General features: G+C 28.9%; 9 protein-coding genes. 8 read left to right on the top strand and 1 reads right to left on the bottom strand.

The annotated features are described in order from the left end of the window. Window positions 1–253 precede the first annotated feature (253 nt). The 7 genes from B3603_RS20320 to B3603_RS20290 all read left to right on the top strand — a co-directional run bounded on the left by B3603_RS20320 (window position 254) and on the right by B3603_RS20290 (window position 11829). Window positions 254–1309 (top strand): hypothetical protein, encoded by a 1056-nt coding sequence (locus tag B3603_RS20320; RefSeq protein WP_291568375.1) that lies wholly within the window; start codon window positions 254–256, stop codon window positions 1307–1309. A 274-nt stretch (window positions 1310–1583) separates the two neighbouring features. Next, a complete protein-coding gene (locus B3603_RS20315) occupies window positions 1584–1892 on the top strand; it encodes a four helix bundle protein (RefSeq protein WP_291568373.1) in 309 nt (102 codons plus the stop codon). 385 nt (window positions 1893–2277) lie between these two features. After that, window positions 2278–3138 carry a formate/nitrite transporter family protein gene (locus tag B3603_RS20310; protein ID WP_291568370.1) on the top strand — a complete coding sequence of 287 codons (861 nt, stop codon included), beginning with the start codon at window positions 2278–2280 and terminating at the stop codon, window positions 3136–3138. Between the two features lie 572 nt (window positions 3139–3710). Continuing rightward, on the top strand, window positions 3711–4622 hold the full coding sequence (locus tag B3603_RS20305; protein ID WP_291568368.1) for a hypothetical protein: 912 nt from the start codon (window positions 3711–3713) through the stop codon (window positions 4620–4622). A 621-nt stretch (window positions 4623–5243) separates the two neighbouring features. Next, complete coding sequence (locus B3603_RS20300; RefSeq protein WP_291568366.1) at window positions 5244–5831, top strand: Ig-like domain-containing protein; 588 nt, start codon at window positions 5244–5246, stop codon at window positions 5829–5831. A gap of 960 nt (window positions 5832–6791) precedes the next feature. Further along, the gene (locus tag B3603_RS20295; RefSeq protein WP_291568364.1) at window positions 6792–10619 is read left to right on the top strand and encodes a cell wall-binding repeat-containing protein; all 3828 of its coding nucleotides are present in this window, start codon (window positions 6792–6794) and stop codon (window positions 10617–10619) included. 742 nt (window positions 10620–11361) lie between these two features. After that, window positions 11362–11829: a hypothetical protein gene (locus tag B3603_RS20290; RefSeq protein ID WP_291568362.1), complete on the top strand. Its 468-nt coding sequence runs from the start codon at window positions 11362–11364 to the stop codon at window positions 11827–11829. 222 nt (window positions 11830–12051) lie between these two features. On the opposite strand, the gene B3603_RS20285 is transcribed toward B3603_RS20290, so the two are convergent. Then, the gene (locus tag B3603_RS20285; RefSeq protein ID WP_291568360.1) at window positions 12052–12960 is read right to left on the bottom strand and encodes an alpha/beta hydrolase family protein; all 909 of its coding nucleotides are present in this window, start codon (window positions 12958–12960) and stop codon (window positions 12052–12054) included. Between the two features lie 912 nt (window positions 12961–13872). On the opposite strand from B3603_RS20285, the gene B3603_RS23305 reads away from it, so the two are divergent. Beyond that, a partial coding sequence (locus B3603_RS23305; protein WP_414632393.1) for a helix-turn-helix domain-containing protein occupies window positions 13873–14032 on the top strand: 160 nt, incomplete at its 3' end.

Raw genomic sequence — 14032 nt, 5'->3', positions numbered from 1 at the left:
TTTCTTTAAATAGATTTTTTTATTAGCAATACAATTGCTAAATTTTATCATAGAAAAGTTACTGTGTAACTTAAAAAAGAATCAATTTTAAATTTCTCAGTTTCTGCTGAGAAATGTCTATAATTGTCAAATTTTCAGTTTTTAATTCTCAATTATATAACTTTTATTATTAAAATTAGCTTAAATAAAACCTTTCTGTATTGATAGACGTATATATTAAGGAGTATAATTATTCTCGTGATGTAGGAAAAGTATGAGTAAGGGAGTAGAGGAAATGCTAGTTAAGAAAGGAAGTAAAAGTAAGAAGTTTGTTAATTTATTATTGCTTTTTGTCGTGTTAGCTTCCTGCTTATTATATGCTTGTGATAAGAAAGATGATAACAAAGTTAAATTGACGGAAAAAGCACATTTAAAAGCTGTTTTTGAAAGAAACAACAATATATACATTTATGATGAAAAGAAAGAAGTAATAAAAGTAATAGGAGATCCAAGTAAAAGAAAAGAATTACTTGTTCTAAGTCCTAATCATAAAAATATAGCCTATAAATTTCAACAAGATCAAAATACGATAAATAATTCACAAATTGTGATTCAAAATATAAAAAAAGAAAAAATAGATGTTATAGATATAGAAGATGAAGATTTAAAAAACATAACAGAGATTAAATGGTTAGATGATGAGCATATATTAGTTACAGCTCATATAAATCCATCTGTATTATCTTATGGAATATATGATATAAATTCTAAAAAGCAAGTAAATTCTGTCAAAGGTATTTTAATGGGAATATATAATGATGGTCAAGAACTACTATATAGTAAAACTAAAAGAAATGATCCTAACCATAAATCTAATCTATATATAAATGATAAATTAATATATGAGATGGAAAACAATGAAGAGCAAATACAAGATGCTGTAATTTCAAAAGACTATAGCAAAATAGTATTTAAAACATTTTCCTTAAACCTAGAAACTGGTGAGGTAAAAGATTGCATATATAGCGCAGATTTTAATAAAGACTATAAAATCTCTAATATAGAGAAAACAGAATTACCACCAACTGTATTCGGTAACTTAAAATTAGATAAAGAAAACAATCTATATGTAGTAAATCATGAAACTGCTTATAAAGTTCAAGGAACTTTCTTCACAGAAACAGAATACAAAGAAGAAGACCTAGAAAAACCAGCGGAAGAGAAGTTAACAAAATTCAAACAAATACTAGCTAAAACCTTCCCAAAAGAATTCATAACAGACTACCTGCAACTAGATGAGCTGCAGATATATAATATACAATGGTTTTGACAATTGAGAACTTAATCAATGGAGAATTGACGATGGACAATTGACAATTAAGGATGAAATTATTTTAAACAAAATAATTTCTTTAATCAATTTTTAACTAGCAATTTTATTGCTAGTTTTTTTATATGAAGTTACTGTGTAACTTCAAAAAAAGATTAATTCTAAATTTCTCAGTCTTTGCTGAGAAATATCCGCAATTCTCCATTGTCAATTGTCAATTTTCAATTTTCAATTGCTGAATGTCCATTATCAATTTTTAATTCTCAATTGTATAATGTATAGTATTTCCTATTTAAGTGAGGAGAAAAAAGAGTTTATTTTATCAAAACAATTATTAAAATCAGGTACAAGTATAGGTGCAAATATAAAAGAAGCATTAGAAGCACAAAGTAAAAAAGACTTTTTATCAAAAATGAACTTATCTCTTAAAGAAGCAAGAGAATCAGAATATTGGCTAGAACTATTAATAGAAACAAAATATTTAGAAACAGAAGAAGCAAGGCATCTATTAACAGAATGTAATGAAATATGTAGAATCCTTAACTCTATAGTAAAAACAACAAAAGAAAATTTAGCCAATTAAGGACTTAGTCAATGGAAAATTGACTATGGACAACTTAAACAATGGAGAATTGACGATGGACAATTGACAATTAAGGAGGAAATTAATTCTTAAAGAATTAATTTCTTTAACTAATTTTTAACTAGCAATGCAATTGCTAGTTTTTTTCATAAAAAGTTGCCGTGCAACTTCAAAAAGAATCAATTCTAAATTTCTCAGCCTTTGCTGAGAAATATCCACAATTGTCCATTGTCAATTTTCAATTCTCAATTCTCAATTGTATAACCTTGACTTCCCCCTAAAGCTAAAATATAATAATCACGGTGCTGTTTAATATAATGATTATGAAAACCTTTAAACGTGTTGAAAGCATGCTTTAGAAGGGTAAAGTGAAAGGGGCAAGTAAATGGAAAAGTTGATGTTATCACCACTAGAGATAACAGAGTATGTTGAAGAAATGGGGGTTAAAAAAGCTAAAAATAGTACATCTCAGACATTGCTTCTTGGAATGTTGGCAGGAGTATTTATAGCGTTAGGAGCATACGGATCAGCGGTGGCTTCACATAGCATAACTAATTTCGGATTACAAAAAGTTATGTCCGGTATAGTTTTCCCAGTGGGATTAGTATTTGTTTTGGTATGTGGAGCAGAGTTATTTACTGGAAACTGCTTATTATCAGTAGCAGTGGCACAAAAGAGAATATCTATTGGAGATATGATAAGAAACTTAAGCTTAGTTTATATAGGTAATTTTATAGGAGCAGCAATAATAGCAGGACTTGTATATGGAGCAGGATTACTTGAGTTAAATGGAGGAGTAGTTGGGGGATATGCCATAAAGGTTGCAGCTACAAAGACAAACCTTACATTATCTCAAGGATTCTTTAGTGGAATTTTATGCAACATAATAGTATGTCTTAGTGTATGGGGTACATATGCAGCAAAAGAAGTGCCAGGAAAAGTATTAATGGGTTTTATACCAATTTTCGTATTTGTTATAGCCGGATTTGAACACTGCGTAGCAAACATGTATTATTTTTCAATAGGTTTACTTGCAAAAGGTAATGCATTATTTGTAGAAGCATCTCATGTAACTCCAGAAAAATTATCTAACTTAACAATAAAGGGAGCAGCACATAATTTATTACCAGTAACCCTAGGGAATATGTTAGGTGGAGCTATAATGGTAGGAATAACCTACTGGCTAATATATAAAAAGCTACCATATAAAAAGCATATTTCTAATAAGAAGAACATAGCAGCGTAAGGCAATGGAGAATGGAAAATTGAGAATTGACAATTGAGGTTGAAATTAGTTTTATCCAAACTAATTTCTTTAACTGATTCTTTTTACTAGCAATACAATTGCTAGTATCTTTTATAAGAAGTTATTACATAACTTCTTATAAAAGAAATCAATTTAAAGCTTCTCTTATAGAAGAGAAGTATCAATAATTGTCCATTGTCAATAGTCAATTCTCAATTGTTTAAGGGTGCAGTATGATTTGGAGCAAGAACCAATAAATTTAACTAATGCTATGGAGAAACTATAATAATTAAGAATTAAGCATGAAAAATGAAGGATTATGGTTGAAATTAGTTTTTATTAAACTAATTTTTTTAATTGATTTTTAGTTAGCAATTTCATTGCTAGTTTTTCTATATGAAGTTACTTGCTAATTTCAAAAAGAAATCTCCACAATTGTGAATTTTGCATTGTGAATTATGAATTGAATTAAGTTAACGTTTATAAAATAAGAATATTTTGCAAAGAATATATGTAACTATAATTATGTAGGTTACAATTATATTAAGTATTAAAAATAAGGAGGAAGTAAAATGAAGCGTTGTAAAAACTGTGACATACACTATGATGAAGATATAAGCGTCTGTAAGGTATGTGGTAAGGAACTAGAACAAGATTCTTCTGTGGATGAAAATACAGAAAAGAATGAAGCTAACAATGAAAATACTGAAGTTAACACTGAAACTACTAATGAAGAAACTTTTCAAGAGGAAATAAAACTTGAGAGTTATACACCAGAGGAGAATTTAGAAGAAAAGTATAGTATTTTAAATTTGGTAAAGGGAATGTTCTCAAGACCTTTTGAAACAATGAAGGGGATTACAGAAAAGCTTAGCAGTGGTACTACTTGGATATTATTAGGAATTATATCAATAATAAATTCATTATTTTCAGTAGGTATGGTAAGAGTGGTAATTAATCGTCTAGTAGCCTCTTTAAACGCTACTACTGCTGGAGAAGGTATGTTATATGGAGGAATGCCTTACGGCTTCAGTGGCCTTGCAAATCAGATACAAAACAGTAAAATTTTAAGTGGAGGTAGCATATTTTGTATTTCATTAGTTTCCATGATAATATTTGCTCTATTGATAACATTATGTATTTATATAATGTGTAAAATATTTAGAAGCAAAAACACTTATATGGATATATTTAAAATTGTAACTTCATCACTAGTGTATTATACCGTAGGATATTTAATATTATTTCTACTAATATTAATCAATGCTAACTTTGTATTTATGGTAGCAATACTAGCTACACTAATGGTAGCTTTCTTTGTATCAATAACTCTAGGATTAGTTAACAGCTTAAGAGTAAATAAAGACAGAATAATTTATATAGTATCTTTAGGCTATATGTTAAATATAATAATAAACAATTATTTATTAGAATTTATAATGAATTTATTTCTACGAAATGCTTTTATGAATAGAATGTTTTAAATAATTCACAATTCAAAATTCACAATGCACAATTAAGGTTGAAATTATTTTTGAACAAAATAATTTCTTTAATGAACCTTTAAACTAGCAATATGATTGCTAGTTTTTTCACCTCTGNNGCGAACATTGTTCGCCACTTTTGTATATGTCATAATTTAATAATATTATGGTGAATGCTGTTTTGCACTACAGTTAGATAGTTGATAATTAATATGTAGCAATATAATTGTTAGTTTTTATTTTGCTTTAGATTTTTAAAAAAATTAAAAACTTTTCTCCTTTATGAAGGAATTTAAATTTTACAGTGGAATATTACTGTAAAATAATGGTAATATTTATTAATAGAACTTAAACAATGGAGAATTTAATCAATGGAGAAGTGAGGATGGACAATTGACAATTGTGGTTGAAATTATTTTTTAGAAAAATAATTTCTTTAAACAATTTTTTCACTAGCAATTTTATTGCTAGTTTTTTATAGGAAGTTACTGTGTAACTTCAAAAAGAATCAATTCCAAATTTCTCAGCTTCCGCTGAGAAATATCCACAATTGTCCATAGTCCATTGTCAATTTTCAATTGCTGAATGTCCATCGTCAATTGTAAAAAGGAGAGGTTTCATATGAAAGGTAATAAATTTTTAACTTTTATAGTCATACTTATGTTTGTGGTAGGAGCAAAGGCATTAAATGCATTTCCAAAGGAAGTTAAGATAGTATCACCACAGGGAGAAAAAAACATAACATTACTTACTAAAGGTGATGATGATGTAGAAAAACTTTTAGTAAATTACGATATATCTCTGCCTAAAGTTTATGAAGGAAAAGAATTTACTTGGTACAATCCTAAGGGAGAAGAAACTACCTATATAGATACCACTTATCTCGGTGAATATAAATATATTGGTAAAGAAAAAGATTCTAATAAAAAAATAACTAAAATTTTTTCAGTAGAAGAGGATATAACTTCTATACAGGATATAAGAGTAACTTTAAAACCAGAAGAAAGCTATATATTACCTGATGAAGTACAAGCTATTCTTGAAGATGGAGAAAATGTATATAGAGAAGTAGTTTGGTATGATGTCACCGGAAAAGGAACAACTATTGTGGAAACTCATAGAGAAGGAAAAAAAATTTTCTTTGGAAGAGTAAAAGGATATAAAAATCCAATAATGGCTACTGTAGAAGTTCTAAAATTAGTTAATTAATAATATATATGGTAAAGGTTAGCATTTAATATAATGAATTTTTAATTAAAAATAAACTTTTTAGAAAATTTTAAAATAAAATTGATAAGAATTAAAAACTTTTAATTCTTATAAGTTAAATACTAGTTTAAGCCTAATTATTCAAGGATTTATAAAAAGTTAATTGAAGGAATTACAAATTATTTTGCAATTATTACATAATTGTAGAAAAAACGCAAAATTTGTCGGTTAAATTATGGTACATTTACCATAATTTTTAGATAAGTTGTATGAAATTTAAAAAAATAAAAAACAATGAAAAAAGACAAAAAAAATAAAAAAATATAAAAAAAGTTGAAAGGAAAAAGAAGAAAAAAAGAGAATATCTTATCCGTAATAGTAAATAAATGCACAGCTATCTTTTTGTAGATAGTGACTATCCAATAACGGATAGAAAATATCCTAGCATGATAAAATGTCTAAATATAAAAATACTGCAATATTTTTATATTAAAGGTAGTGCAAGTTTACGGATAAAATATTCCATAGAAAAATAAAAAGATGAAAATTTTAATAAAGAGATAATCAAGCAAAGATTAAATCTTCATTAAAAAAATAATTACTTGGTAACTTTTATTATACTATAAACGTATACTCTATGGAAAGAAAAAATCCATAAAACTTTGTTAATATCATGGGGGATTTTAATTTAGTTTAAAATTAACTTGGTTAAAAATTAACTTTGTTAATTATTAATATGTAAATTATACATGCAAAGCTCTAATGCAGCTGAGGCACCTCAGTATAATTATGGAACATACCTTAATACATTAGAAGATATGGTAAGGATCGCAGACGAGATGAATTTAAGTATCTTGTAGTGAATGTACTAAAGAAGGAAATGTTCTATAAAATGCTGAGAGAAGCGTAAGCTAGCATTAGACAGAATGAATTTACTAAAAAGAAAAGGGGAGTAAAAAGATGAAAAAAAGTTCAAGAGTTATTTCAACACTATTACTTGGTGCTACTCTTACAACATTGAGCGCTAACGTGTTCGCTGTTGAATCAAAAGAGACAATCGAGAAAAAATTATTAGCTGGAAACAACAGATACGAAACAGCTGTAAAAGTAAGTGAAAAATGGGAAAAGGCTGACAACGTAGTTTTAGTTAACGCTTTAGCTATGGCTGACGCATTAGCAGCTACACCACTTGCAAAATTAAAAGATGCTCCAATTCTTTTAACAGATGCTGGAGAATTAACAAAAGCTACTAAAGAAAGAATTGAAAAATTAGGAGCTAAAAACGTATTTGTAGTAGGTGGAGAAGGCGTAGTTTCTAAAGCAGTTGTTGCTGAATTAGAAAAAGCTGGATTAAAAGTAGAAAGAATATCTGGTGTTGACAGATTTGAAACATCAGCAAAAGTAGCTAAAGAATTAGATGCTAAAAAAGTTGCTGTTGTTAACGGATTAAATGGAAGATTAGCAGACGCATTATCAGTTGCTGCACCAGCTGCTGAAAACAACATGGCTATCTTACTTACAAATGGTAAAGATTTAGGAGCTGTTAAAGATGCTGCTAAAGACAAAGAAGCTGTAGTTGTTGGAGGAAGTGCTGTTGTTGCTGACTCAATCAAAAGCGATTTAAAAGCAGAAAGACTTGGCGGAGCTAACAGAAATGAAACTAACGCTGAAGTAATGAAAAAATTCTACGGCGATAAACAAGTTAAATCAGTATATGTTGCTAAAGATGGCGCAGCTCAAGAAAACCAATTAGTTGACGCATTAGCAGCAGGTCCAGTTGCTGGTAAAGAAGGAGCTCCAATAGTATTAGCTGGAAGCAAATTAGCAGATGGACAAAAGAAATTCTTAGAAGGACAAGGCGAAGTTGCTACAGTTTATGAAGTTGGTGGCGGAATCAATACTAGCACTGTTAAAGATTTAATGACAGCTCTAGGAGTTAAAGATGTAGTTGACAAAGCAGAAGTTTCTTCAGTAAAAGCAACTAACTTAAGAGAAGTAGTAGTTACATTTGGAATGAAAGTTGACAGAGATTCAGCTGAAGACAAAACTAACTACTCACTAAATAAAGAAGCTACAATAAAGAGCGTTGAGTTATCAGAAGATGGAAGAACTGCTGTAATAACAGTAGATGGAAGTCTTAAAAACCAAGATAAATACAAATTAACAGTAGATTCAATAATAGCTGGAGATAAAGAAATAACTGCTAAAGATTATGAATTTACTCCAATTGACAATACATTACCAGAAGTTAAAGAAGTTAAGTCTTTAGGAACTAAAGCAATTAAAGTTGTATTTAATGAACCAATAAACAAAGTTAATTCAAACAACTTTAAGTTAGATGGAAAATCATTCTATGGTGATGTTAAAAATGAAGGAAGAGAAGTAATATTAACTCCATATGAAAAGAATTCTTTAAAACCAGGAGATTATAAATTATCTGTTGAAGGTGTAGAAGATTATGCAACATTAAAATCATTAGCTTCTGAGCATAAATTCACAGTTGTTGAAGATAAAACACCTCCAAAAGTAGAGAAAGTTGTTGCTACACTAGAAAAAGTGAAAATAACTTTCAGTGAAGATGTTGATCCAGACACAGTAAAAGCATCAAATCTTTACTATAAAAAATCTGATGATAAGAAAGTAAAAGCTGATGACTATAAGAAAATAAATGGAACAACTTATGAGTTCTATTTTGAAGGTGACAATAGACTTCCAGGCTATGAAATGACAATGTATATCGAAGACGTTAAAGATTATAGCGACAATAAGATAACAGAAACATCATTCAAAGTTAAACCAGAAGTAGACCAAGAAAGACCTAAGGTTAAGAGTGTTAGTGTTAATACAGCAAAAAATAAAGTAACAGTTAAATTTAGTAAAATCATCCATAAGGATTCATTAGATGCTAAATACTTTACTATAAAAGATAAAGATAGTAAATTAGTAGGTATTGACAAAGTTAGCTATGGTGCTGAAAAGAATATTGTAGAGCTTGATTTATATAAAGCACTTCCAGCAGGAAAGAACACTATAAAGATTTCTGGAGTTAAAGATTCAACTTACCTACAAAATGTTATGTTAGATTACGAAGGTACAATTGATGCAGCAGATACAACTTCACCAAAAAAACCTTCTTATTCAGTAAGTGAAAAAGAAAGAACTGTAGTTTTAACATTTGATAAGAAAATGGATGCTTCAACTTTAGCAAATCCAAGCAACTATGTACTTACAATTGTAGATGATAAAGATGATCTTACAACTAAAGGACATAAGCGTGCACTACCAAGTGATACAGAAATTACTATAATTCAAGGTGGTAAGGGAGTAAAATTAGTATTCCCAGAATATCTTAACAAAGATACTAAGTTAATATTTGGCGGACAAGGAAAAGGAAATACAAGAGTATTAACTTATATGGGATTAAAAGATGAAGCAGGAAATATAGTTGACCAATATTCAGGCGATGTAGCTTTAGTTGAAGAGATAGGAGCTATAGCTTATAATTATGATAAAGATAAAGATATATTAGATCCAGCAGTAGCTAAAGATAGAAAAACTATCAAGGTTAAATTCAATCAAGCAATAGCTAAAGCTAGTGCAAGTAACTTTAAAGTTGAATTAGGTGGAACTAAAGTTACTATAGATGAAGTGGAAACAAACAATAGTGATGTTGTAGTTATCAAATTAAAAGATAAATTAGCTACTACAGCTACTGATAACCTAAAAGTATTTATTGATTCAGTAGACGGTATGGAAACTGCAGCAGGATCAGCTGTTGGAAAGATGAAAGTAAATGCAACTGGAGAGATTGTTGAGATAGGAACTGCAGGTATAGCAATAGCAGACGAACTTTCTCCAGAAGTTAAGCTAGAAAAAGATGAGCGTTATGAAGTAAATGGTAACAAAATAACTATACCATTCACTGAAGAGTTAAAACATGACGTTGATAATGCTTCAAGATTAGAGCAATATAAAGCTGATTTATTAATTACTCGTATAAATGGTAATTCAGAAGTGAAATCAGATAAATATAATTTAACTTTTGGTACTAAGGAAGTTAATGGTAAGACAGAAACAGATTATTCTAAATTAATAGTTGAAATTATTGCACAAAAAGATTTAGCAGATTCTGCATATGAAATTACAGTTAGAAATCATAAAGATGGAGAAACAAGATACATCGAAGATGCAGCTGGAAATGCAGCATTAGCAAAAGATGCAACTTATACTAACGGTAAAGTTACTGGAATAAATAAAACAGAAAATGATAAAGATGCAGCATTAAAAGATGCAAAAGATGCAGCTGATATTGAATTAGCTAAAATTGATGCATTAATAGGTAAAGCAGACGCAACAGCTGATGCAGCTGAAATAACTGCTGTAAATAATGCAAAAGCAGAAGTAGAAAAAGCAAAAGCTGGTACAGATGTTAAAGCAATAACAGATGCTACAGCAAAATTAGAAACTGCTTTAAAGAGCTTAAGTGATAAAGTTGGAGCTAAAGAAGAAGCAGATAAAATTGCGGCAGCAAAAAAAGATTTAGCTGATAAAATTGATGAAGCAAAAGCAGCTAAAAAAGATGTTGCAACAAGTACAGATGGTAAAGATGTAGAAACAGATGTAGAATGGGTAACAGCAGACGTTGCTAAGACATTTGATGAGGCGATAAATGCAGCAGAAGATAAGAAAACAGCAACAGTAGAAAAAGACTTAACAGATGCAACAGGAGCATTAGATGCAGCAATAAAAACATATAATAAAGCTAAAGCACCTGGAACAAAAGCATAAGAAGGATTAATTACTTTACACTGCAAAAGTGTTAGGTAACAGAATAAAGAGAGCTGACCTGATGGTTAGTTCTCTTTTTTATGTATTCAAAATCAATATATAATGATAATTATAAACCAATATAATATTCTCTTACATAAAGGAATCAAATAAAAACAAGTTAGAGCATTTTTACTGTATAATGTAAAACACTCTAAGACTATTAATAGTCGGAAATTATAGAAAGCAGTTTTAATTAAATTAGTTTATCTAACCAATTTTTTAATACCAATACAATTACTAGTTTTTTATAAGAACTTATACAATGAGCTTAAAAAGAATCAACTTAAAACTTCTCTCATAAAGGAAAACTATCCATAAGTGTTTTATTTACAATAGCGAATTCTCAATCATATAATTAATTTATTATTATTTATTTAAAATAAATTGAAAATCTTTACTAAATGATGTAAAATAATTATACAACTTAAGTCAATGCACAATGCACAATTCACAATGCACAATTGAGGTGGAAATTATTTTTTAGCAAAATAATTTCTTTAAATGAATTTTTTTTAACTAGCAATGAATTGCTAGTTTTTGCTATCTTATAATTGAACATGTAGTAATATGTGGCGAACACTGTTCGCCGCTACAGGATCAGTTTAAAATTTCTCAGCTACTGCTGAGAAATATCCACAATTGTGAATTGTGCATCGTGAATTGTGAATTAAATAAATATATTGACATAAAGAGGTGGCTTATGAGGTATAAAATTGATTTAGCTGGATTTGAAGGTAGGAAAGTTGAAGTTGAGAAGAGTGGGTTTAAACCTCCACGTTTACTTATTGATGATATTCCTGTGGAGATGATAGGAAAACGTGAAATGATTCTTACCAATAATAATGGTGAGAATTGTGTAGCTTCTTGGAACAATAAAACTTTCAGCCTAGATCCAATTCCTAGGCTGAAAGTTGGTAATGAGGTAATTCAAGTAGCAGAACCACTAAAATGGTATGCTAAGATTTTATGCTTGCTGCCTTTAGTTTTATTTTACTTCGGTGCTATAGGTGGAGCTTGTGGAGTAACTGCTATATACATAAATCATAATATTTGTAGGCTGCAAATTAGTAAATTTTTTAAATTTATATTAATCCTACTAGTATCTTCACTAAGCTTAATTGCAGTAGTTATATTAGTTAATATTTTTATAAAGTTAATAAATTTATAAAAATCAATACACGACTTAGCTTAATTCAAAATTTACAATTAAGGATGAAATTGATTCTTTACGAATTAATTTCTTTAAAAAAATTTAAAAACTAGCAATACAATTGCTAGTTTTTTATTGTAGGGGCGAACAGTGTTCGCCGCTACAGGATCAATTTTAAATTTCTCAGCTACTGCTGAGAAATATCCATAATTTTGCATTGTGCATTGTGAATTGAATTAACTATTTCTTTTCCACATATGAATCAAATATATCTGCACTTAACTGTATAGCTTCATCTAGGGATTCGTTATGATCTCCAGCTATAGATATTAGTTTATATGGTGAATTAAATTTTTTGGCTTGTTTTTCAAATTCTTCTGATAAGTACATTACTCCTATATCATCTTTACCTACGAAGGAATAAACTGGTGTTTTTATACTATTTGCGTACTCATAAGATGAGCGTATATGTATTTCATCTTTATTATATTTAAATGGTATACGTTCTTTTCTTTGTTCAAAATAAATTTCTGTACCATATGATGCACCGTTAGTGGCAATAGCTTTATATGGTGAATCAGTTAATGATGCTAAAACTCCTAGAGAACCTCCTGCACTATGTCCCATTAAGAATACATTATTCTCATCAACATAAGGAAGGCTAGCTAAATATTTTCCAGCAGCAATACAATCCTTTACCTCACCGTAAAAATATTCAAAATTACCTGGGTTTCCATTTTCACCACGAACCATAGGTGTCATAACTACATAGCCTCTATCAATATAGTCCTCCGCAACAGCCCAATCACTTTCATCAAATGAAAATCCACCATGCATGAAAACCACAGCAGGATATTTATAACCATCCTTTGGGTCATTTAAAACCCATGCCTTAAGCTTTAATCCATCAGATTCATATTCAATTTCTGAAGCATATGGTGGAGGTGTTGAATTTTCGTATTCATCAATTGAAGGAGCTTTTTTCACAAAAGATGATTTGAAAGTTTGAATATCCTTCTCATAAGATCCAGAGAAGGTATTATTCTTAGAAGTGTTATCCAATTTAGGAGTATTACCACTAGAGCAACCTACTAAAAGCAATGAACACAATAAAATACTGGCAAAAATATTGTATACTTTTTTACTCATAAATTCTCCTTTGTTTTTAGTCATCTGAAAAATAATAGATTCAAGATGACTTACTTAAAATTGTTAGTTATTTTTGTTTTTTGAATTCTTTTTTGAAGATATAAAAATACAAATTATACATATAAAAGCAAGTCCTACAGAACCATATTTAATAACTTCATACATAACATTTTCCCTCCCATACCTAGATAATTACAACTTGTATAAAATACAATAATTCATAAAATATACCAGTTAATTATATCACAATAATACCAAATTTTACAACAAAATAAGACAAAATTCCCCCACAATTTCCACCTCTGGGAACAGGTTAAAACAATGCACAATGCACAATTCAAAATTCACAATTCAGGAGGAAATTAGTTTTAGTCAAACTAATTTCTTTAATTAATTTTACTAGCAATAGGATTGCTAGTTCTTTGTAAGAAGTGACTATGTTACTTTAAAAATAAATCAATTTTAAACTTCTCAGNNATTGTGAATTGTGAATTAAATCCACCGGTAAGGTGGATTTAAAATATCTACAAGTTACTCCATAAACCCTTATTTATCAACATATGGACAAGTTTATTGTCGTAATTTTTCTATATGTTTCTATTGAAAAATGTAATAAAAAGTAATATAATATAGTTATAGGAAATAAATACAAGTCAACTTATCATTTGAATTAAGCCCTACCTTATTGTTAATTAAAATAAATCATATAGTAACTTAAGAATCATATTAAGGTACTATTCTGCAACCTAATTTATAGGCAAGTATTAATGCTTCCTTAAATGTTTTAATTTATAATTATAGATATTTCTCAATTCATAATGAGGAATATCTATAATTCTTTCTATTGTTTTTCCATAAGAAGATTTTAAAATTATACTTTTTAATTAAATTTTTAAAGGGGGAAAATAGAATATGTATAATGATTTAAATGAGCTAGTGGTGCGGGCAAAAGATGGTGATAAGGTAGCCATAGAATCCATAGTGGACAGGTTTAGAAACTATATAAAGTACTTTAGTAGAAGAATTTATGTAGCTGGATATGAAGTAGAAGATTTAGAACAGGTTGGTTTTT

This window comes from Clostridium sp. UBA2485 (assembly GCF_002341865.1).
Taxonomy (GTDB): Bacteria; Bacillota; Clostridia; order Clostridiales; family Clostridiaceae; genus Clostridium_J.
This window is presented reverse-complemented; position numbering and strand designations above follow the sequence as displayed.

What these genes read in the sequence shown, in the direction of transcription:
- B3603_RS20290 (WP_291568362.1), top strand. Translation starts at nt 11,362, where the DNA reads ATGAGGTATAAAATTGATTTAGCTGGATTTGAAGGTAGGAAAGTTGAA.
- B3603_RS20305 (WP_291568368.1), top strand. Translation starts at nt 3,711, where the DNA reads ATGAAGCGTTGTAAAAACTGTGACATACACTATGATGAAGATATAAGC.
- B3603_RS20315 (WP_291568373.1), top strand. Translation starts at nt 1,584, where the DNA reads ATGTATAGTATTTCCTATTTAAGTGAGGAGAAAAAAGAGTTTATTTTA.
- B3603_RS20295 (WP_291568364.1), top strand. Translation starts at nt 6,792, where the DNA reads ATGAAAAAAAGTTCAAGAGTTATTTCAACACTATTACTTGGTGCTACT.
- B3603_RS20300 (WP_291568366.1), top strand. Translation starts at nt 5,244, where the DNA reads ATGAAAGGTAATAAATTTTTAACTTTTATAGTCATACTTATGTTTGTG.
- B3603_RS20320 (WP_291568375.1), top strand. Translation starts at nt 254, where the DNA reads ATGAGTAAGGGAGTAGAGGAAATGCTAGTTAAGAAAGGAAGTAAAAGT.
- B3603_RS20285 (WP_291568360.1), bottom strand. Translation starts at nt 12,960, where the DNA reads ATGAGTAAAAAAGTATACAATATTTTTGCCAGTATTTTATTGTGTTCA.
- B3603_RS20310 (WP_291568370.1), top strand. Translation starts at nt 2,278, where the DNA reads ATGGAAAAGTTGATGTTATCACCACTAGAGATAACAGAGTATGTTGAA.